The sequence below is a fragment of the Cellulosilyticum sp. genome (assembly GCF_982396655.1).
The window spans coordinates 1-23,078 of the sequence record NZ_CEVXFV010000049.1 but is presented as its reverse complement, the minus strand read 5'-3'; the positions used below and the strand labels follow the sequence as shown (position 1 = coordinate 23,078).

At 34.1% G+C, this 23,078-nt stretch carries 20 protein-coding genes, 1 pseudogene and 1 riboswitch; of the genes and pseudogenes, 2 read left to right on the top strand and 19 right to left on the bottom strand.

Translation table 11 applies throughout. The annotated features are described in order from the left end of the window. Window positions 1-360 precede the first annotated feature (360 nt). The 15 genes and pseudogenes from AC1VAQ_RS16530 to AC1VAQ_RS16460 form a co-directional block, all read right to left on the bottom strand. Entirely contained in the window at window positions 361-1,806 is a 1,446-nt protein-coding gene (locus AC1VAQ_RS16530; protein WP_479904203.1) for a DEAD/DEAH box helicase family protein, read from the bottom strand. A 338-nt stretch (window positions 1,807-2,144) separates the two neighbouring features. Continuing rightward, complete coding sequence (locus AC1VAQ_RS16525; protein WP_479904202.1) at window positions 2,145-2,912, bottom strand: hypothetical protein; 768 nt, start codon at window positions 2,910-2,912, stop codon at window positions 2,145-2,147. Between the two features lie 38 nt (window positions 2,913-2,950). Continuing rightward, entirely contained in the window at window positions 2,951-3,634 is a 684-nt protein-coding gene (locus tag AC1VAQ_RS16520; RefSeq protein ID WP_479904201.1) for an SLATT domain-containing protein, read from the bottom strand. A 105-nt stretch (window positions 3,635-3,739) separates the two neighbouring features. After that, entirely contained in the window at window positions 3,740-4,624 is an 885-nt protein-coding gene (locus AC1VAQ_RS16515) for a replication initiator protein A (RefSeq protein WP_479904200.1), read from the bottom strand. Between the two features lie 36 nt (window positions 4,625-4,660). Next, on the bottom strand, window positions 4,661-5,602 hold the full coding sequence (locus AC1VAQ_RS16510; RefSeq protein WP_479904199.1) for a tyrosine-type recombinase/integrase: 942 nt from the start codon (window positions 5,600-5,602) through the stop codon (window positions 4,661-4,663). Window positions 5,603-5,885: 283 nt separating this feature from the next. Next, window positions 5,886-6,227: a hypothetical protein gene (locus AC1VAQ_RS16505; protein ID WP_302597971.1), complete on the bottom strand. Its 342-nt coding sequence runs from the start codon at window positions 6,225-6,227 to the stop codon at window positions 5,886-5,888. 117 nt (window positions 6,228-6,344) lie between these two features. Then, window positions 6,345-7,127, bottom strand: a complete 783-nt coding sequence (locus AC1VAQ_RS16500; protein ID WP_479904198.1) for a PhzF family phenazine biosynthesis protein — start codon at window positions 7,125-7,127, stop codon at window positions 6,345-6,347. After that, window positions 7,124-8,038, bottom strand: a complete 915-nt coding sequence (locus tag AC1VAQ_RS16495; RefSeq protein WP_302597973.1) for a carbohydrate kinase family protein — start codon at window positions 8,036-8,038, stop codon at window positions 7,124-7,126. The genes AC1VAQ_RS16500 and AC1VAQ_RS16495 overlap by 4 nt, the downstream gene beginning before the upstream one ends. A gap of 253 nt (window positions 8,039-8,291) precedes the next feature. After that, complete coding sequence (locus AC1VAQ_RS16490; protein ID WP_302597974.1) at window positions 8,292-8,777, bottom strand: flavodoxin; 486 nt, start codon at window positions 8,775-8,777, stop codon at window positions 8,292-8,294. A gap of 101 nt (window positions 8,778-8,878) precedes the next feature. Further along, a pseudogene (locus tag AC1VAQ_RS16485) lies at window positions 8,879-9,265 on the bottom strand (cupin domain-containing protein); the annotation flags it as partial. 157 nt (window positions 9,266-9,422) lie between these two features. Next, entirely contained in the window at window positions 9,423-11,486 is a 2,064-nt protein-coding gene (locus AC1VAQ_RS16480) for a methyl-accepting chemotaxis protein (RefSeq protein ID WP_302597975.1), read from the bottom strand. A 176-nt stretch (window positions 11,487-11,662) separates the two neighbouring features. Next, window positions 11,663-12,655, bottom strand: coding sequence for a Gfo/Idh/MocA family protein (locus AC1VAQ_RS16475; protein ID WP_302597977.1), 993 nt, complete (start codon window positions 12,653-12,655; stop codon window positions 11,663-11,665). A 27-nt stretch (window positions 12,656-12,682) separates the two neighbouring features. Then, window positions 12,683-13,384, bottom strand: coding sequence for a FadR/GntR family transcriptional regulator (locus AC1VAQ_RS16470; protein ID WP_479904197.1), 702 nt, complete (start codon window positions 13,382-13,384; stop codon window positions 12,683-12,685). Window positions 13,385-13,487: 103 nt separating this feature from the next. Next, window positions 13,488-14,114: a hypothetical protein gene (locus AC1VAQ_RS16465; RefSeq protein ID WP_303244213.1), complete on the bottom strand. Its 627-nt coding sequence runs from the start codon at window positions 14,112-14,114 to the stop codon at window positions 13,488-13,490. A gap of 166 nt (window positions 14,115-14,280) precedes the next feature. Beyond that, complete coding sequence (locus AC1VAQ_RS16460; protein WP_302597981.1) at window positions 14,281-15,573, bottom strand: Na+/H+ antiporter NhaC family protein; 1,293 nt, start codon at window positions 15,571-15,573, stop codon at window positions 14,281-14,283. Window positions 15,574-15,758: 185 nt separating this feature from the next. Here AC1VAQ_RS16460 and menA point away from each other — a divergent pair, with 185 nt between their 5' ends. Next, entirely contained in the window at window positions 15,759-16,718 is a 960-nt protein-coding gene (gene menA, locus AC1VAQ_RS16455) for a 1,4-dihydroxy-2-naphthoate polyprenyltransferase (protein WP_303244212.1), read from the top strand. A gap of 76 nt (window positions 16,719-16,794) precedes the next feature. On the opposite strand, the gene AC1VAQ_RS16450 is transcribed toward menA, so the two are convergent. Both AC1VAQ_RS16450 and AC1VAQ_RS16445 read right to left on the bottom strand, forming a co-directional pair. After that, window positions 16,795-18,516, bottom strand: a complete 1,722-nt coding sequence (locus tag AC1VAQ_RS16450; protein WP_303244211.1) for a family 14 glycosylhydrolase — start codon at window positions 18,514-18,516, stop codon at window positions 16,795-16,797. 658 nt (window positions 18,517-19,174) lie between these two features. After that, window positions 19,175-19,257, bottom strand: a riboswitch (cyclic di-GMP riboswitch). A gap of 83 nt (window positions 19,258-19,340) precedes the next feature. Further along, window positions 19,341-19,937, bottom strand: a complete 597-nt coding sequence (locus tag AC1VAQ_RS16445; protein WP_479904196.1) for a TetR/AcrR family transcriptional regulator — start codon at window positions 19,935-19,937, stop codon at window positions 19,341-19,343. A gap of 258 nt (window positions 19,938-20,195) precedes the next feature. On the opposite strand from AC1VAQ_RS16445, the gene AC1VAQ_RS16440 reads away from it, so the two are divergent. Continuing rightward, window positions 20,196-21,560 carry a D-alanyl-D-alanine carboxypeptidase family protein gene (locus tag AC1VAQ_RS16440; protein WP_302597986.1) on the top strand — a complete coding sequence of 455 codons (1,365 nt, stop codon included), beginning with the start codon at window positions 20,196-20,198 and terminating at the stop codon, window positions 21,558-21,560. A gap of 109 nt (window positions 21,561-21,669) precedes the next feature. Here the strand turns inward: AC1VAQ_RS16440 and AC1VAQ_RS16435 are convergent, their stop codons facing one another. Next, window positions 21,670-22,059 (bottom strand): hypothetical protein, encoded by a 390-nt coding sequence (locus AC1VAQ_RS16435; protein WP_479904195.1) that lies wholly within the window; start codon window positions 22,057-22,059, stop codon window positions 21,670-21,672. 238 nt (window positions 22,060-22,297) lie between these two features. After that, the gene (locus tag AC1VAQ_RS16430; RefSeq protein WP_302597988.1) at window positions 22,298-22,624 is read right to left on the bottom strand and encodes a hypothetical protein; all 327 of its coding nucleotides are present in this window, start codon (window positions 22,622-22,624) and stop codon (window positions 22,298-22,300) included. Window positions 22,625-23,078 lie beyond the last annotated feature (454 nt).

Genomic DNA, 23,078 nt, shown 5'->3' with positions numbered 1-23,078 from the left:
TATAATTTCTTATCGTATCGATTATTTTATAAACTGATTTGTGTAGTTTAAACTACCCTAATCCTAAAACAATTCATATGCATGGATAAATCATCTTTTAGCTTTTTGTAACGAAGTGAGCTTGCGAACGTAGACAAAAGCTAAAAATGATTTTATCCATAAGACGTTACTTTTAGGATTATATGTGCTATAAGTAAGTGACCATGGGGAACGCAACTTATGCAGATTAATCCTTAACGTAACGTCTCACCCTTATACAAAGATAGTAAATGTATCCAAATTTCATTTTCTTTCTATATGCTTTGCTCCAAATAGTATTAATTATTATAATACATAATCGCCACTTTCTAGAGCAAAAACTTAAGCCATATGTAAAATCCAATACTGCTGATTTCGTCTTTCTCCTTTAGTCTCTTTATAACTCTCAAAGATATAAGGAATCCCTAAATCAGCTAATATGGCATTTATGCTCTTAAGTCCTAACTTCTTTTGGTTCTTTTCGATTTTGCCCACCATTTGTTGTAAAATTGATTGCCTCACTTGCTCTTTTTCTTGCCCAAATATCTTCACATTAATGATACTATCTAGGTATTGCTTTAATGCTTTACTGTCTAATGTTTGCTCAAGTTTTCGAACATGTCTCCCTCCCAACTTCATTTCTTCAAGTAACACTTTTAGCCATCCTTCTGAGCACATAAGCATTGACTCATATTCCTTCTTAAGCTCTGAATATTTCCAAGCAGCTACATCATTAATTTTTATGCTCTCTGTATCAATATCAATAATTCGCTTATTATACGTCTGCTTTCTATACTGTTTTCTAAATGCCTCTTCTCCATGGTCTCTTAGGTAAAGAGCTTGCTCTAAATCCTTACAGACTTTGTTATAAATTGTTTTTATACTATGATAACTTTTATATGCAATATACAATGTTATTCTGTCATTAGCTGATATTACTCGTTTTCTTCCAATGCACTGAATCACTGTATCCACATCTATCATATCTATCACAATATGCTTAACTTGATCATCAATAATATTTACCCCATTGTCTAGTACAGTTGTTGTACATAATACTCTGCTGGTAAACCTACTATCTTCTTGAATGCTCCTTAACTCTTCTTTATTAATACTCCTTTTTCTATTGTTAGAACTACTACAAATAAAGCAAGAATCAAAAATCTTTTGAGATGCCTCATACGCCTTTTCAGCCGTAGTAAAAAAGATAGCTTTCTCACCTTTAGGTAGAGTGTTAAGCATTTTTATTATTGCGTCATTTTCTCTATAAGTATAAATCTGACCTATATAATCATAATCTGAATCAATTTGATAAACTTGCTTAGGTGAAACTTTAAAATACGATTTAATCCTTCTAGGTGTTGCACTCATCAATATGACTACCTTATCATTAGTACAATCCTTAATGTAATTTGCACTTAAATTAGTCATATGATTAAAGGTTGAATCCATAAAGAAATAATGAGCCTCATCACAAACAATATACTTGAATCTACTTAAATCAACGACTTCATTTAATATGTCTTGCTCAAGTTTTTGATATGTCATACATTCGATATACTCTTGTTTACCTTCATGTATTAATTCATTAAACACTTGCTCTTGTAGACTTTTTCTATTTGAAAGAAATAATATACGATTCTTATTGTTATCTGCATAATATATCAATTTGTTTTTTACAAAATAAGTTTTTCCACTTCCTGTTCTTGCATTAATTAAAATCTTATCACCTATTCGCCATTGCTCTATATCATGAGCCTTGATTATATCTGATACTCTTTGTGCCATAGATGTCATCTCCTGCGTTAGCTTTTTATTATTACATAGCACTTTCTGCTATTGATATAAATCAACGTTGTTTACATAACGCAGTATATCTTAAACAACTTTTATAGTCAATCATAATTTTTTTATTTTCAGAAAGTTTTTTAAAAAACTGAATTGACTCTCTGTCAAGTGCCTTCAATCCTTTGACTATCAAAGCCTTAAAATTCAATACACTTTTCAGTCTTCTTTTCTTCTTGTAAATGATTAAATTTTCAAACTTTTATTTAATCTATAAAAAGGTATGAAATCAAATTTTTACACTCTGATTTCATACCTTTTTATAGATTAAAATTTCACTTTTACTTTATTGTTATACTCTTATCTTTAATATCCCCGTTTTCATTACATATTAACTCATATGTGTTATATTTATTTCGCATTTCTACTATATATTCTTCATCATCTAATCTATTGCATTTTATAATATCATACTTATACACCTTGTTATCATCTAATATATATGCTAAGTTCTTGCGTAATCTCTTTGAGTCTAATGTTCCAACTTTAGCATATTCCTTAAATTCCTCCCTCTCTTCTAACCATCTCTTCAACTTATCAGCTATTGCAACTGCGCCCATTTCTACTGCTATCATTACAATCCCTTGAAAAAACCAAGCACTAGCCCCTTGCTCGTATATTCGGCACTCATCCATACATCCAACCACTTTCAATTGGGATTCTTTTATAAATTCCTTTATACTTTCTCCAACCTTATCTTCCTCTTGTAATATAGCTCCATGACATTGTATGTATACATATTCATAATTCTTTTCGTTCTCTTCTATCTCTTGAATACTTTCTTTAAATCTACTATTTATCGCTTCTATAATTTCTCCTAAGTTATATTTTCTCCTAGTCATTTCAATATCTACATATAAAACTTCCTTTAATCCTCTAATCTCCATAACCATACCATCCCCTATTATAGGCATGATTAACCCATGTAATATCTCTCCTAACTCTGGTGTTTCTTCTTCTACAGTATACATCCCTTGAAATAATCTTTTAGGCTCAGATTCTGTAAACCTTAATTTTTCATCAATTGTTAATATCATTATCCTATTCATTTACTTATCCCCCTCATTCTTATTGTTTTTGAACTATATTACCTAGTAAAATTTATTGTTATAACGCAAATTCCCAAGATAGCTAATGGTATAATTCCATATTTAAATATATAATTCCATTTAATCTTCCAACTATAATTCTTCAATTGTTTTTTAACCCTTTGTAGTTCTTCTTTTTCTATTTCTGTTAGCTGCATCTTATCTTTTTTATTAAATTCATCCATTTTAAAAACTGCATAATCTATTGGTTCATGATTTTCAATATCTGCAATTATCTGTTCGTATAACTTATATAAATTTTTACAATCTTTATACGTTATCTTTTCATCTTTAGCTTTTAGCCTAATATCAATCATATTCTTTAACTTGTCTAATGCTTTAAAACTTTCTTCCATTCTATACGCCCGTTCTTTATAATTATTCTGAGCTATGTAAAACATATAATAAGTTAATGTTATAGAAGCAATCAACAATATTGATGAAGCCTTATCCCACGTATCTATTGCTAATGTTAGTACTGAGCCTCCTGTAACTAATGCAGAATAATATACATTTACTCTTTGACTTTCCTCATTTAGTCTCTTAAGTCTATCAGTAGCCCTAATCCTAATTCTATATGTGATATTTACCCTCCTCCTTAATTCTATTAATAACTTTTTGGCTTCTTCTTCACATATATCTATTTTTGAGTTTTCTTGCCCTATCATTATTAACTGTAACATTATCTTCCCCCTTTTTCCTTTTTCTTTTAATTATATTCCTCTCCCTTCTTAATCCTCAACAAAAAGCGTTCTTCATCTTTCGACATTCATTTTACCTAACATCCATCATTTATACATTTCTCTATATCTCTCATCATACTCAAATATTTCATCAAAAGTAAACGCTCCATTCTCTGTCCACTTTCTAAACACTCCTTGAGCATAATCAAACCCTTTCCCCTTTTCACCTGCTAACCCTATAGCATGAATCACTACATCTCTTTCAAACCTAGTCAAGTAACTCACCAATGACTCCTTAGCCTTTTGACTTGGTCTTCTACCAAATGCTCTTCTATATTCTTCAATAAGCTCTTTATCTACTACTGGCAAATGGGCATGACAATTAACAGCAACCACCTGTTCTTTTTCTTTAGGTTGTTGTTGTTTTATTGTCTTAGTCTTATTTATCTCAGTTTTAATAATCTTATTCTTATTATGGCTCTGTTTTTCAGAGGTTTTGACCTCGGATTTGTCGCAGTCCTGACTTCGTTTTTTCAGAGGTTCAGATTTCTTCTTTATAGAAGTCCTTGATGGCTGTGGCTTTGCGTCCTCTTTTTCATCTTCTTCTAGTAGATTTAAAAGCTCTTCATCAGAGTAAATCTCATTAAGGTCATCTGCTTCACAGAGGTATATTTCATTGCACTTATTACAGCCTATACGTTTCTCTATAATGAGTCCAAGGTCTCTTAGCTCTTTGAATACTTTGACCATCTTATCCTTGCCAATTCCTAATCTAAGCATGAGCTTCTCTCTGCTGAGCTTCACATAGATTTCTCCCTCTTCATTAATCCATCCATTATTGATTGAAAGGGGAAGCAGATTACGTAGCATAGCATAGGTCTCTCTAGAAGATGGATTCATACCATAATACTTTGGATTGTGATAGAAAGCCTGTGGTATTTGATAGAACTGTACAGTATTAAAACTTTCTAGTGTGATTATCTTTGGCATGTTTTATCTCCTGTTCTAAGTTTTTTAGTGTTGTTTCTATCCCTGTTTAAGTTTTACTCTAGCTTTTTTTCTACTAAATTGCTCTAAGGCACTGTACTGCTCAAAGCCATCTGATAAGTCATTGCCATACATATTTACATACTTTTTCACCATATCTAAGGTGCTATGCCCTAAGAGTTTTTGAAGCCTGAAAATATCTCCACCACCCATGACATAATACTTACTAAATGTATGTCTAAAGAGGTGGCAACTCGTCTTGCTCACACCTCTTGACCTATTGTACTTGGCAATCTCATGCTTAAAGCCATCTGCGCCTATTCTCTGTCTGTAAGCATTACAAAACAGATAGTCCTCCTCTGTATGACTCCATAGTTTAAGGTAGTTTGTAAGGATTTCCTTAAGAGTGCTAGACATTGGCATAACCTGTACTTTCTTGTTCTTTGTGACTCTGAAAAAGATACAGTTATTATCAAAGTCTAAATCTCCCACCTTGATATTAATCACTGTATTAATACGTGCTCCTGTTCCTAACATCAGTGCAATCCCTGTATAACATCTATACTCATTGAAGTTCTTTTTCTTAGGCTTCTTTAGGAGCTTAGCTATTTCATCATGTGTGTAGGTTTCTTTTACTACCTCTTCCTCTTTAGGCAGGATAATCTTAAAGCGTTTCACATACTCTCTATCCATACAAAAGTACATAAAAGCTCTTATGGCTCTTATCATTGTTCTAATAGAGTTCTTAGCATACTTCTCTTGGTTTTGTAAGTATAGTGTGTAATCTTCAATAGTCTCTTTGCCAATCTCACTGCATAGTGTCTCTCCATCTATCACCTCAAAGAACCACTCAATATTGCTCCTATAAAACTTAAGAGTAGGCTGTGCTAACCCCTTAGCTGTGCAATGGTTCAAGAACTCATTTGAAGCATCTTGTAAAGATGTAATCTTGGTATTTGTAAGCGTTATTCTCTTTGCCATTTCGTCTTTAAATCTCCTTTTTTCAGACGCAAAAAAGAGCATCTGACCTAGTTATTTTTCAACCAAAGGTCAGATGCTCTTATCTATATTCAAATGTTCAATTTTCAATGTTTATTAGATTTACACACGCTTCTGTATCCGAAGTCAGACGCTCTATCCAGCTGAACTATGCGTGCATATTTAGTTAGTGTAGTCAGAATTTAACTACTTTATGATTGTAGCACTTTTTGGTAGTGAGTTCAATAGACAAGTTAATGGACTTTTTACACTCTTTCATTTTGAATTAATTCTCTACCCAGACACTTATTGGTACGTAAAGTATTTTAGTGTCAGCCTCTCCCTCAAGTTCTCCATCTAATACATTTGCTAAGTCTTCTATTGCAATATACATATTCCCCTCTTTTATAGTAATAGGTTGTAAGCTTTCTATTTTCTTCTTTCCATCTATGTTCGCTATTTCTATCTTATTACTATTTAATGTAAACGTATATTTTCCATTCGTATAAGCTTTAAATATGCCTCTGCTGTATTCCATATGATTCTCTTTTGTCCCTAATACTTTTAGTGTATCTTCTTCAACAGGCTGTGCCAGCGTTGTAATAGCTAAAACTTGTACACTTATCATTATTACTAACATTAATTTTTTTATATAATTGATGCTCTTAGAACTTATACTGATTACCTTATGATTGTATCAACTTCAATAATTTTTTAATAGTGATCATACGTTAAGTAGGTTTTCTTATAATCTAATTTCTCCGCTTAAATAACAAATTGCCTTGCCACCTATACTAACGCGTTCACCTAAATCTTCACAGATTAAGGTACCTCCCCTTGGCGATAATTGTTTTGCTATCAGTTTTGTCTTATTTAAACGTTTACTCCAAAATGGTATGAGTGTACTGTGAGAAGATCCTGTTACTAGATCCTCTTTTACGCCTGCATTAGGGGCAAAAAATCTAGAAACGAAATCACATGTCGTACCTTTAGCTGTTACAATAACCCCAAAGGCTATATCCTTACTGATTTTGCACATTAAATCCATATTTACATTTAGATTCTGTACACTCTCTTCATTTTCAACAACTACAACCAAATCTCTAGATAAATATGTTTCTAAGACCTTACACCCCAACGCTTCCTCTAACAACTTATCTTGAGCTACTGGGGTAGGCATTCTGCTTGGAAAATTCATTATGAAAACATCTTGATCCCGTTCTACACTTAACTTTCCACTTTGGGTTTCAAACGCAATATGCTTTAAGCTTGAATCTACCAGATTCATCATCACATAAGCTGTACCTAATGTGGCATGACCACATAAATCAATTTCTACTTCAGGTGTAAACCATCGTAAATAATACTTGCCTGCTTCCTTTAATAAAAATGCTGTTTCTGGGAGATTATTCTCAAATGCAATCTTTTGCATGATTTCATCTGAGATTCTTTCTTCTAATAAACATACCCCAGCTGGATTTCCTCTAAAGACTTCATCTGTAAAGGCATCTACCACATAATATTTCATAAGCTTTCTCTTCCTCTCTTAATCAATGCTTCTATCTCATCTAAACTTGGTGGATTAAGGGGGAGGGGGAATTTCGTACATGCTACCCCAGCAAGAGCGCTTGCAAAACTTACAATCTGATTATCATTCATTTCTTTTAATAAGCCATAAACACATCCTGCTTTGAAGGTATCTCCTGCTCCTAATGTACTTACCACGTCTACTTCATAGGGTGTAAAGAAATGTGGCACTTCTCCTTTTCGTCCATACATTATTTCCTTTGCACCTAATGTTAAGATAACTAATCCATTCGTATGTGTACAATACGCGTTAAAAATCTCTTCTCTTGACCATGTCTTATAATGCCCTTGAATGTACTCATTAGATATAACATTTATACTAGATAATTCATGGATTTCATCGTCAAAAGGGCAATCAATGACAACATAAGGCGTCTCTAATTCATGACACCATCTTGCAACCTGACGTGTCTCTTCATCAAAAAACGGATCTAATCCAACGACTTTTGCTATCTCAATATCTTCTTTATAAGGCACATTCCAACGTTTTTTTGCTTCTGAGAAGTAATGATTAAACGTTCCAAAGCATGTTCTTGTATATTTATCAATAAGAACGTAATCCTGCAGTCCTTCATAATTTTCATCATACAATAACCTTGAGCAATCTACACCTCGCTCATTATAAAAATCATGTATCAAAGGATATGTATTTCTGCCCATATGATTACCATCCATCTTAACCTTGCATCCCAAGTTTGCCAAAACCGTAGCACAAGTTCCTGTTTCTCCACCTGTCAGCTCATATTTTGAGTGAATTTCTCCATAACTATCTGCTGCTGGATACTGACATTCCAATAAAAAACTATTTGTCTTTAAAATCATACCATATAAATAAATATCATAAGATTTCACCCTATCCCCCCTTGTACTAAAACAGCGCCCACTAGAGCTGAATATTTAGATAATTTTATCACCTTTATTAGCCACATTCAATGACTATTTCCTAGATTGCTATTACTCCTTTAAGCTACTCTTTTTCAAATACAAAAAAGGCGTCTAATCTAATTGACTTTTAATCAATCGTCAGACGCCTTTTAGCTAAACTATGCCTCTCTATTTAACTCCTGTACTTAGAACACACTCTGCTTACCTAACATTTATCTTTTTACGCTAAGTTTAAGCTATCAATCCACTTACGTAAGCTTTCCCCAGTGATTCTACCATTTAACATTTGAGTCGGTTTCCATACTATATTTCCATCACAATGTTTTTTAAGGCTTTCATCAGTTTTACCAACACCACTACCACCTGATGTGGCAAATGGTACGATTGTCTTGCCCTCAAAGTCATAGCTTTCAAGGAAAGTATCAATAATTCTTGGTTCTACATACCACCAAATAGGAAATCCTACAAATACTACATCATACGCTTCCATATGTTCCACCCTGGTTGCAATATCTGGGCGTGATGCTATGTCATTCATTTCCAAGGTACTACGACTTTTTTTATCCATCCAATCTAAGTCCTGTGCGGTATACGCCTCTTTAGGTTTAATCTCATAGAGATCAGCACCTACAGTAGCTGCTACTTCTTGAGCTGCTTTTGCTGTTACCCCACTGCATGAAAAATATGCTACTAAACTTTTATTCATATTAATCCCCTCCATTTATATCTTTTAAAATAACTACATCCTGTTTTATTTCAAGTTACTTATACCTTTTTATTTATAACTTTTTAGTTATACCTTTTTAGTTATAACTTTTTGTATTCTTCATCTGTTACAGGTTCGCACCATTCATTGCTGCCTTCTTCTCCTGGCACTTCCACGGCTAAATGCTGAAACCAGCTATCTTTAGCTGCCCCATGCCAATGTTTTACCCCTGGCATAATATTGACTACATCCCCTGGTTTTAAGGCTTGTGCAGGTTTACCTTCTTCCTGATACCACCCATTCCCAGCCACACATATAAGAATTTGCCCGCCACCTGACTTCGCATGGTGAATATGCCAATTGTTACGGCAACCTGGTTCAAAAGTTACATTAAAAACCCCAACTTGACTTAGTGATAATGGTGCTAAATAACTTTGCCCAATAAAATACTGCGCAAACTTATCATTTTTCTCGCCTACTGGAAAGACGCTTAAATTCTCTGGCATCATTTTAATCCTCTCCTTTTCTCTTGCACCCATTCTACACCTTAAAGTTAACTCTAAGTCAAGGAGTTTTTATTTAATTGATATAATTGGAACTATCTCTGATTACTTTATGAATATAAGACGTTTAATATCTCTAATTTTATTCTACTATAAACTTATTCGTTACTTCTTCTAACTCATTGACTACGCCTTCAAGTTTAACAGATATTTCTTCTATTGAAGTCGCTATGTTAGTTTGATTTTGAATAGTTGCGGCTACTTGCTGGGTAGCTGCTGCTGACTCTTCACAAATCGCGGCAATATTTTCGATTGCATCTATTACGCCACCTTTTATGTTTTGAATACTCTCCATCTGAGCCATAAGCTGTTGCACTTCTTGTGTCATCACAGCAAATGATTTATCCACTAACATTAATGTGTCCTTTGAATGCATCATTGCGCTATTAGCATCTTCTACAGCCGTATTAGATTGTTTCATATTTTCTCTTGTCTTATTAATTTCATAATAGATTTCATCAATAATGACTTCTACTTTTCCAACTGCATTTGCTGTTTGTACTGAAAGCTTGCGAATTTCATCTGCCACTACTGCAAATCCTTTACCTGCTTCACCTGCTCTAGCTGCTTCTATTGATGCATTAAGTGCTAATAAATTGGTTTGTTCTGAAATACTTGTAATTGTTGTTATGATATCTTCTATGAGTTTAGACTTCACGGTTAAATCTTCTACACTATTATTGGTACTTTCTCCAAGTTCAATAACAAGTGCAAGTTTCTTAGTCAAGTTTGTTAATGCCTCTGCCCCTTCCTGATTCATCTGTCTCGCCTCTTTGAATGAATCATTAAATGTATACACAACATCAATTACTTTTTCTACATAACCATCTAATTCCTTTAACTTCTCTGTTCCTTGTTGTGCCTCTTGAGCTTGTTGTGAAGTTCCTTCTGCAAGGGATATACTTACTTGATTAATTTCAGTTGCAGATATTCTAAGTTCTTCAGTTCCCCTTCTTAGCACTGTTGCTTCATGTGCTGTTAATTCTGTATGTTTTTTAATCCCTGTAGTAACTGCCCTTAACTTTTCTCTTAGATTTAATACTGCGCGTCCTATAATACCAGTTTCATCTTTTAAACCTTCTATCTTTTCTCTATTTTGTACTGGCGTTAAATTAAGTTTTGCAGTTTCATCTACTAACTGTGTAATCATATATAGCGGTTTAATAATACGTCTTATTAAAATAAATACTATTAGTATATATATAAGTCCCATAATAAACCCTGTTACAGTGGCTATACTTCTCGTTTTATCTACACTCTTAAAAACTTCCTTGTTTTGAGCTGCTACAACGATAACATTTCCATTATCTAGCGTATAGTGACTTAATATCATTCCTTTACCATCTATATTGGTTTCTGTAATACCTGTTTGATTTTCTTTAAAACTTATATCACTGCCTATTGTTTCATATAAACTTTGACCCTCTTCAAAGTCTTTATGAACAATATAATTCATGTCTTTGTTTAAGAAAAATGCATATCCATTTTCATATACTTGATATTCATTAATCATTTCTTGATACTGATCAAAAAATAAATCAATTGCAATAACGGCAACTAATTGATTTTCTTTGAAAATAGGCTTCGTATAAGAAAACCTCATGCTATCTGAAAAGCCGTCTGTATGTGGGTCACTCCATACACCTTCTCCTGCTTGTACTGGTGTATAATACCACTGCATATCTGGATTTTCTCTATAAAATTCTTCTTTACTAAATTTGTAGAGTTGGCTAATCTCTTCACCCCTCTGCGCTCTTTCTAATACAATTTGATGTACTGTATGTGTCAGCTCTGGATTAATAAAGATTGCTACCCCTAGTGCATCTTCATAACTTGTTGCCATGCTCTTTATCATAGGTTCTAATGATTGCATAAACGATTTAACATACTCATCATTATCATCTACTAATGTTTGATTAAATGTTAACGTAATAGTTTCCTCTATTAAATCTACATAATCTACTGTTTTATCCATTATCTGCTGAATCTCTTTTCCTATCAATTCAGCACTTTGTGCTAATTGTATTTCTGCCTCTGTTTTTTGCAGATTTCTACTACTTGATATTGTAATAACATTAACAGTTGATACAAGTACTATGGCACAAATTACAATAGCATAAATAATTTTTGAAGCGATTGTTTTCATACTTCCCCCTAAACATTTTAATAAATAAAAATAGCTTTAATAAATAAAAATAGCTCTTATTAAAGAGCTATGAGCTATTTTTGACAGTATCATTCTATCCTTTTATTCTATTTTTTTCTATAAGTATTTACAATATTTACCTTATAGGTTATAACTTGTGACTTATAACTAACTTATTATACTTCTAATTCTCCCTCGTAATACATGCCCCATTCTTTACGAATATCTGTCATAATCTCCATAACATCACTTGTATACGCTAGCATCATTTCATCCTTTTCACCACACACAGCTCTTTCCATGTCTTCCATTTCATATTGAAGTGCTTTTGCACTTGTTCCCATGCAGATCACTTCTTTTTCACCAGTTGCTGTATAAGTAATGGTTGCTTCATCCCCTCTTGGGAATTCCATGATTTCAATATACCCCTTATCACACGAAATCATAGCACGCTTAGGCTGTTTGGAATGGAGTGTTAAAGCAATAGTTGCCATTTCCCCTTCTTCATTCATCATTAAAATACCAGCCTTTTCATCTGCTCCACTTGGCGCATATTGTACCTGTGATTTCACATCATTTGGCTTAGATTTCATAAAGCATCTTGCCAGTGTAATAGCATATACTCCAATATCTAATAAAGCCCCACCAGCAAGAGACATATTAAAGAAACGATTTGTCATATCATACTCTTTATAGCTCCCGAAGTTGACTTGAATCATACGCATCTCACCTAATGTGCCTGAACTTACGATTTCTCTAAGCTTTTTATAAAGAGGCATATGATAAATCGTCATAGCCTCTGCTAAAACCACACCATTTTTCTCAGCTAAAGCTTTGGCTCGATTTAGTTCTTCACTATTTAAAGTAATGGATTTCTCACATAATACATGTTTCCCATGTGCTAGTGCAACTTCTAAGAAATCAATATGTGTGTTATGTGGTGTTGTAATATAAATAATATCAACCTCTGGATCCGTAAACATCTCATGAAAATCATCATATACTTTTGAAATGCCATATTGCTCTGCAAAAGTAATTGCCTTCGAATGTGTACGGTTCCCCACAGCATAAATTGACTTTCCTGCATTTGTGAGTGCTTGTGCCATCTCATTTGCCACAACACCTGTTCCTAAAATCGCCCAGTTAAATTCTTTTTTATCTTGATTCATTTTTACTCTCCTTGTTTCATTTTCTAGTTATTTAATAGCTAAACGTACTTCATTGATATGTTTTGCCATAAGCCTATACGCTTCATCTGCCTCTTGGCGTTCTATTGCCTCAAACACCTTCCTATGCATGATGGCAGATTCTTTAAAGTGATTGTGATTGACTGTATTTTCTTCACTAAAATAATCTTGTGTCTCTGTCACATGACGCATAGATTCAATCATCTGTACCATAAAATTATTATGCGAAGATGCCGCAATACCTAAATGGACTTCACCATCACACTTCATCATTTCCTTAGCATCCACCTTCTTTTGCTCATATAAAACCAAAGTCATTTCATGGTGAATAAGTGCCTTTTCTAAATGCAGCAAGTCTTCTTTTGTTCTATTTCTCGCTGCTAATCTTGCAGCATCTGCTTCAATTAAACTTCTGGCTTCAAAAACTTCTTCTATAAGTGAACGGTCAAATAAGCCATACGTTTGTATGATTTTTCCTATAATCTGCGGTTTATAACCACTAATATACGTCCCACCGCCTTGCCTTGTCTCTAGTATGCCCATAGCACCTAATGTACATATAGCTTCTCGCAAAGACACACGACTAATGCCTAATTCTTCAGAAAGGGCCCTTTCATTAGTAAGTTTATCCCCTTCTTTAAATTCCTTCTGCTTAATCTTATCTAAAATATACCTTACTGCAATTTCTCTTGAACTCATTTTAGTATCCATTTTTTACTCCTAAAAAAAATTGGTATAACCAATTTTAATATGGTCATACCAATTTTGTCAAATTTCTACATTATCTCACCATGATACTTTTATAAACCTATTTTTAAGGTCCTGTTCCATGTCCTGTTAATATGTATACCCCGTCTTTATATTGAATTTCCCCCATGCACCTTTTATCCTTAATCCAAGGCCACTCTTGCACCCCATTTCCAGCTATCCAGTAACCTCTTGCGCACCATTTTGGTTTTACTGAGTAATCAATTGTAAATTTTATATTACCATTTGCTTGCTTTCTGGCTCTGATATCATCAATGCTATAATCTGCTAAACGATAACTATAAAGCATCTTCCAACTTGCACAAGTTTTTAATTCTTTCTCGAATAACTCTTTTACAATTTCTTTTGATTCGGTCTGCGTAGTCTTAAGCGAGATTGGATATAAACTACCATATCCCCTATATCCTATCTGTGATGCGGTAAAAAATAAAATGCCTATGGTACAAACTATAAACACTAACTTCTTATATCTTTTCAAAATCTCTTCTCCTCCCCCTTTCAAATACACTCTGATGAAATATAAAAGACCTGCAGCCGCCATTAAACATATTCCAATCACTAATGATGGAAAAAATATATTTTCTCTAATTCCATCTAGGCCTATAAATGCAGCTGTTGCAAATCCTACTCCTCCCCCTAATAACGACTGGTTCATCTCTTTCCATTTTGACATATTCATCTAATCTCCCTTTTCATATACAAAAATATCTATTTCAACTTATAGCTATTTTCTATTATACCAAAATCACCTCCTCCACATCTTACATATAAGCTTTTAACTTCACTTAAACATAAAAGAAGGAGAAGAATACTAAAATTCTTCTCCTTCTTTTATGTCATTATTTTTTAAATTTAGGGAAGCCTAATGCAATAGCAATAAGCCCGCAGATTCCCATGAGCATTGGGTAATGTAAATAACCTAAGATTTCCATAGGTGATACTCCTACAAGTCCTGCTGCAATGAGGAGTTGTGCACCATAAGGAATGATTCCTTGGATACAAGCTGCAAAAATATCTAGGATACTTGCAGTTCTTCTTGGGTCGATATCATATTCTTCTGCAATATCTTTTGCCAGTGGACCTGCCATAACGATTGCAATTGTATTATTGGCTGTACACATATCCACAAGACTTACAAGCGCTGCAATTCCAAACTCCGCACCTTTTTGTGTACGAATACGACGTTTAATGAAACCAAGTAAGTAATCAATCCCGCCATTACGTTTAATCAGTTCAAGTGTTCCGCCAATGATAATTGATAAAATAACGATTTCCGCCATACCAATCATACCTGTTGAAGCTGCATCTACTGCGCCAAATACATCAAAAGCACCAGTCGCTACACCTACAATACCTGCAAAAATTGTTCCTCCTGCAAGTAAAACAAATACGTTAATCCCAATAAGCGCTCCAATAAGTACGGCAACATATGGCAGTACTTTGATCCATTCATATGGATATTCCCCAGTAAGGGCTTGTTGGTACTCACCTGCCATAATTGTTAAAATCACAATTGTAATAATTGCAGCTGGTAATACAATAAGGAAGTTTACTTTAAACTTATCTCTAAGTTCACAACCTTGCGTACGTGCTGCTGTAATTGTTGTATCTGAAATCATTGAAAGGTTATCACCAAACATTCCCCCACCAATGATTGCACCGATAACTAATGGAATCGGCATACCTGTTGTCTCTGCAATTCCAAGCCCGATTGGTGCAAGCGCTGTAATTGTTCCTACAGATGTTCCCATTGAAAGTGAAATAAAACAAGCGATAAGGAATAATCCACCCACTAAAAAACGTGGTGGGATTAAGTGTAAACTTAAATTAACAGTAGAATCTACCCCACCCATAGCTTTTGCAACAGTGGCAAAAGCACCTGCTAAAATGAAGATGATACACATCATCATAATATCTGAATGCCCTGCTCCCTCACAGAATATTTCAATTTTTTCATTAAATGATTGTTTTCTATTAAACATAAGTGCAACAGCTGTAGCTGTAATAAAGGCTACAAGTACTGGCATCTTATAAAAATCCTTTGTGGCAATCCCTACGCCAAGGAATAACACTAAAAACACGCCTAATGGCAATAGCGCCAAGGCATTACCTTTGTTCTCTTCGTTTCTCATATGTACCTTCCTTATATTGGTTTATAATTTATATGCTAATTTTTATATTAACATAACTTCTTCATAATAATCTACTATAAAATTTTGTCAGTTGAATTTGTAAAGCTACTAAAAATCCGATATACTAAAAAGGTTCTTATAAATCCTATTTTTTATAAGACTACTTTGACATCAGGAGATTACTTATGACTATTAAACAATTTTTACAACTCGTTGAGATTCGTACCAAAGTTGCTAGTGTTATCCCCTTCCTAATCGGAACAGTTTATACACTCTATGCCTTTGATACTTTTAATGTAACTAATGCACTACTTATGTTTATAAGTATGCTTATCTTTGATATGACCACAACAGCTATTAATAATTATGTAGACTATACCACAGCTATAAAAAAGTCTGGCTATGGCTACGAAGTACACAATGCCATTGGACAGCATAAACTTAGTCCTAAACTTGTACGCAATATGATTTTTGCCATGTTAACCTGTTCTGCCCTGCTTGGACTTATCCTCTTTTTAAGAACCAATTTTGTTGTACTACTTTTAGGTATGGTCTGCTTTATCATTGGTATTATCTATACCTTCGGACCACTACCTATTTCTCGTACACCTTTTGGTGAAGCTTTTTCAGGGGTTACAATGGGATTTATCCTAACTTTCATTACTATTTATATTCACATATTTAATGAAAATATCCTAGCCCTTCATTTTAGTTCAGGTATACTCACCGCCAGCTTCAATCTACATGCTTTAATAGGCATTTTCATTATTTGCATCCCCCTTATCTGTACTATTGCAAATATTATGCTGGCCAATAACCTTTGTGATATGGAAGATGACCTAATTAATAAACGCTATACCTTGCCTCTCTATATAGGAAAAAATGCAGGCCTTATACTATGGCAAATCCTTTATTATATGAGCTACATGGCACTCCTTATAGGTATACTCCTTAACTACCTACCTTGGACTGTACTTATTACTTTATCTACATTAATTCCTATCACAAAAAACATAAAACTCTTTAAGCAAAAACAAATTAAAAGCCAAACCTTTATTTTATCAGTAAAAAACTTTATGTGCTTTAACAGTATGTATTTCTTAACACTTAGCCTTGGCTTACTCCTAAAATACTTTCTAGGTTAACCTAAAAGAGCAAATACACAACACCAGTTGTACTTGCTCTTTTTATATGTCTATTTTTATACTATGTGCTTCCTATTTATTGCCATGTACTTATAAAGGTGCCCCCATCTCCTCCAGTAGTATACACATGATTATTCCCACTCTCCCAAATTACAGTTCCTGATGCATCCTTCTTGATGAATTTAAATTCAAATGTAATATATGCTGGTATATCCCCTATACTGACTTCCCACTCAGAATACTTTGTAGGTGTTAATATCACAGCTTTATCTACATTCCATTCCCCCAACGCTTTAATACTTCCCACTATATACACATTTTGTCCCCAATAAGTTTGTGCATTCTTTACCTTAAAGTTTACATTCACTGTATCTGTTTCTTCAGAAGGTCTATATGTTTCTATAAGTCTCTTATAATAATTATAAGACTGCCCTTCTACCACATCTCTTAAGCGCAATATAGTCACCCCATTATAATGATGCTTACTTACTGCTTCTTCTATATTATTCCAAAAATAAGCTGCATCATTGCCGCCTGACAAGGCATTTTCCCCTTTAATTTCTACGCCTAATTTGGCTGCACTATCCCCTACATAAGCCACAAGCGTTTTAGGCGTAGAAGTATTATTCCCTGCGTAATCATTCATTTCAAGGCAAGTAAAATGTAAAACGACCCTACCATTAAAACTGCTTATCATCTTGAGTATCGGATTATAACCATAGCCATTACTTTCACTAAAATCACTATTAATAATGCCTGCACAAACTTCTGCCGCACGAGGCGTTGTATCTGATGCCATCTGCCAATGGACACCAGGTATCTTAATCCCCAACTTAATATGATCTAGTTCCTCGTCAAAAGCGGTCTCTGCATACGTCAGCATATTTTTTCCATGGGTAACAAGTGCCCCATTATACCACGCTAAAAGGTCTTTGCCATACTGACTTTCATAATAGCTATGTGACCCATTGTTATAGAAAAAATAATCCCCATCCATCGGCGGTGTTACTTCATTTATATTTGTTAAATTACAATTCCAAGCTCTATTAATCCCTTCTAAACTCTTATACTTCTCTAACATTGCTGTCCTAAAATCCACCTGAGCCAAATCAGAATAACACTGCATTGCCCCCTTACTTGGATAGCCTGTATCCTTATCATGACTATTATAAGAAGGATATCTCAGTTCCCCTGAAGGCCCACCACTAATATTTATTTCTTCAATATCCTCCCTATACATCTCACCATAATGGTCTTCAAAAGCATTCATGAAATCAATATATTCATTTTTTACCACTTCATCAGCCCACAAGGCTATGTATTCACTGCTATAATTACCTTGAGAACTCTTATATTTTAGATTTTCACTAGAAAGCTTTTCTCCCCTTATACTTTGTCCTTCATATTTAGTCCATATCCAGTTAGGTAAATATACATTATAATCATCACCTACATTTCCGCCGCATTGATGAAACGACATGATTGGTATAATTTCTAAGTCCGCTGCTTTAATAGCTGCAAATACCTGATCATAGTAACTAAAATCAAATTGATTATCCTTTTCGCCTTCAACATTCCCCCACCAGACATCCACACTAATGCCTTGAATGCCCATTTGTTTTGCTAAATTAAGGTCACTCTTAAACTGATTCCAATTTGTCACATATAAAGGTGCCATTGCATTTGCTGTAAATTCCCCCGTTTTGCCATAAGTCGTTATTGATGTAGCAGATGTTAAAAGTAGCGCAAAACTTATAGACCAGTAAACCACTTTCTTGCAAACATTTTTTACAAACATAGGCGCTCCCCTTCTATTATTTATTTATATATTTATTATTGTATCTCGTCTCTTTTTCCATTTTATTCAAGCCCCTTTTAGTATATACTTTATATTTTTATTGCACACAAAAAAAGTGCTCCACCCCTGAAGCACTTTTTTTCCGTTCATATTAAATAGATATTGAGGCATTTGTTTTTAATTACTTGATTCCGTTCAAGTCTTCCCTAAACTCTTGTTATTATGCATACTATAGAATCTTGTAAATACACACCCCTGTATATTTACGAATTATACGTAACCTTGCATACCCCTATGCGTTACTTCATTCTATATTATGATACACCCCTGTACATTTGCATATGCATATATTAATCCGTTTCATTAGTTGGAACATTTTTATGAATAAGAGATTGATTTTCATACTTTAGTGTTTCGCAGATTTAAACACTTATAAAATTTAAGGGATTATATTTATTCTCTTATTCCCTATAGCAAACTCTAATACTTTTCTCTCTAGTTGTCTTATTATTTCTTTATAGACTTATTAATTTTTATAACAAAAAATAGCCACTCCATGTATACAGAGCAGCTATGTCAATCAACGTCTCAATAGTTATTTGCACATTAAATACAAACAACATTTTAAAAGTTGTAAACCAGTATGATTACTTACATACTGAGCAGCTGGCTGACATAGTTCTCACCTTAATCCCTATAGCTTTGCGTCATTAGGTTTCCCTAATTTTGCCGATTATTTAATTTCGCTTTTTCAAGCTTAATTTTATTATACACTATGCCTTTTTTAAATTCAACTACTTTTTTACAATTTTTTTCTTCTTTCGTTATTTATACCATATTTTTTCAAATGTATCCAAATGTGCTTTTTCTGAATTAACTACTTCACTTAAATACGCACCTGCTAATGTACCTATAAGCAAGCTACTAAGTGCTTCTGGGCTATCTTTTAATACAATCTCGCCCTTTTCACTGGCATCACTACATACTTTTTCAAACAGCTTACCTAATGTAAGTTCATTATACTGTGCATATTCTTCTTCTGTAATACCGTTAAAGAAATAAACAAACTCCGCATCAATAAGCTTCATCTCATTAGACTTTTCACCTACATAAAGCACAAAGTTAATATAATTATTAAAGAACTTAGCATATTGTTTATCTTCTTTAAACCATTCATAAATCTGCGTAATCTTATCATGAAAACTTAGTCCTTCAGGCCATTCCTTCATTCTAAGTGCAATCCTAATTGTAAAGATTCTTAAGTAGTAATGAAATATATGTTCTTTCGTTGGAAAATAATTAAAGAATGTGCCTCTTGAAATCTGTGCCTTCTGGCAAATTTCATCTACTGTAATATCTGAAAAGTCTTCTTGCTTTAACAGATTAGCTGCTGTTTTCAAAATCGTTGTTCTTGTTTTCACATAATTAATTTTTCTTAGGGAAAAATTTTCTAAGGATTGATACATCATTATTTATAAATCTCCTTTCAAATTTTTACTTATATTCTTCTAAAGTATGGTCTATTTTGAGGTTAATATACATTTTTATAAATTTTTTTTATTAATATAGGGATATACATATCTAGATTTACCTTCTATATCATTTGTCCCCCCTTGTCTTTAGTGCTATAATGTTGTTCTAAAGAAGTATTTCTAATAAATTACAGAAAGGAACTTTTGATGTATCGTAAATTTATTTACTTCATTTTAGGTATTTCAATACTTTGTAATAGTTTAATGGCTACACCACTCCCTGAACTAAGTTCAGATGGTGCCATTTTAATAGAGCCTACAACTAATACAATCTTATTTGCCAAAAATGCAAATGAAACCTTTTATCCTGCAAGTACAACTAAAATTTTAACCTCTCTACTTTTAGTAGAAGATTTAGATGAAAATATATTAGTAACTAAAACACAAGATGCCTTAAATAATGTACCTACAGATAGCAGCCAAATTGGCTTAAATGTAGGTGACACCTATACGGCTAAAGACGGCGTTCACGCAATTATGATGGCTTCTGATAACTTCGTAGCTCATGACATGGCTGTCAAAGATGCTGGCAGTATTTCAGCCTTTGCTAAAAAGATGAACGAAAAGGCTCAGCTACTTGGTGCAACTTCTTCTAACTTTGTGAACCCTCATGGCTATCATGATGAAAATCACTATACTACGCCTCATGATTTAGGCGAAATCGCACGTGGTGCCTTTGCTAATGAAACACTCGCTAAGATTGCTGGTACAGCTACTTATACATTTAATGTAGAAAACACAGGCAAACAAATTCCACTCACACATACTTCAGCACTCTTTGATCAAAGTAGTGCTTATTATAACGAACATGTTACAAGTTGCAAGACAGGTTACCACACCCCTGCTAAACGTACACTCGTTACTAAAGCTAGTTATGATAATATTGACCTCATTGCTGTCACCATGCGCACAGATGCACCTAATCAATATGTTGATATGAATAAGCTTCTAGAATATGGTGCTGAAAACTTCAGCCTCGTAAAAACGGACACAGGTGAACTTCAAATTGAAAACAAAAGCTACTCCGAATGGGCAGAACCTTTTGTTAAACTCGCAATTGAAAAAGGTTGGATCATTCCTTCCACAAGAAATTATATGGCACCTATTACAAAAAGAGAATTTCTCACACTTCTAAAAAGTGCCGCACCAAGTAAATATCAAAATTTAATTGGCAGTCAAATTATTTATAACCAACCTTCTATCTACACAGAAAACTTAAATATCACTAGAAAGGATGCAGCCCTTGCTTGCTACACCTTCTTACAACAACTAGGCTTCAACACAAGCTATCTGCCAACTGTCCCTCAAATCTCAGACCTCTCCAGCGTCTCAGCAAGCTATGACGACGCCATCACCTTCATGGTACAATCAGGTCTCATGACAACGGACACTACAACAGCATCATTCTCCCCAGATAGCCCCCTCAGTTTCCAACAAGCAATCTACACAGCCTACCAACTTAGCGAACTTCTAACGCGCTATGGCACCTATACGTACACACGTTCAAAATAGGCTTTGTTAGACAAATATGTTGATATTTAAATTAAGAAATAGGACCTCCTTTGGGAGGTCCTATTTCTTAATCATCTAAGACTTAAACTTATTGCTGATTTCTTCAAATTTATAAAATAATATTATGCGGAATAACAGCTATATCGTGATTAGCAATTGATTCTAGACAATTCTCATTCATGCTCTGAGTCCTAATCCATTCTAATGACTTTCTTTGTGAAACTTTATCCATACACACTCCATATGTAATCATATCTTTCCATGATTTTGTGGCATAGCCCCCATCAGAAATTAGAAGAACATATTTTCCCTCTTCATTTTTCACCTTTACTGCACATAACCCATCACTATGGCCAGGTATATTAATCATTTTCACACTGCCATTTCCAAACAAGTCATAGGATTTATTAACAGGCCCTTCATTATCATTCCAATCAAAACCTGTAAGTTTACAACTTTTCCACCATTTACTTTGATAACGGATTCTATTTACAATCAAATTCTTTTGGCTACTGTGCCTTCTTATCAAATTCTCCATTAGGACTCATGTCCCTATGCCAACCGCAATCTACAAGAATCTTTCCCTTGGGGTGTTCAATGAGATATGCTGATACAGGAAGCCATAAACGGTCTCTTTTTTTGTCATTAATCCTGATGCTTTTATGATATTGCAGTCATCTCCTCCAAATGGTAAATAGGGTGATACGCATACCCATCCTGTATGAAATATCCTGATTTTAATTTGTTTCAATCATCTCCAATGTAAACTCTTTGTTCCTCTTATCAATGCTTAATGTGACTCTTGCATAAAGATGATATTTAATACCAGCCTTCCATTTTTCTATAAAACGATAGTTTGGCCTTTTTATCAAAAAAAGATAGAACGCTTTTTCATGTGCTTTGATAAAATCAAGTGTGTCTTGAAAAAAATCTAAACCTAACTCTCCTATCTTACAATCTTTTAAAAGCTCCTCATTAATTAAAAGAAGTACCTGTTCTAAAGCTTCTTGTACACCAGTAAGATTTACACTTTTTATATTTCTAGCATATTGATAAGGATTCATTCATTATTTTCCATCTTTCTAGTTTAATTAATGTTTGGTTTATTACCCTATAAAATATCTATTTCATTTCCCCCTCTTTCCAATCACACCCCATTCACAAATCACGAAAGGAGTAGCTAGAAAGGGGCAACTCACCAGCTGCCCCCTACCTCACTTTTTTCTCTCTCCCCCAAATAGGTCTGTAGAAAAAAAGCTGGTAAGTTGACCCCTACTAGTCTACCTATGGAGTGATTTGATGAACCTCTTAGTGAAGAGATACAAAGCGCCTTTAGTGGTGCTGTTTGAGCAGCGCAGTGAAACGTGCGCGCGAGTTCACCACGTTGCTTTGTATCTCAAGCTTAGAGGTTCACAAATCACGGAAGGAATAGCTAGAAGGGGGCAACTCACCAGCTGCCCCCCACCTCACTTTTTTCTCTCTCCCCCAAATAGGTCTGTAGAAAAAAAGCTGGTAAGT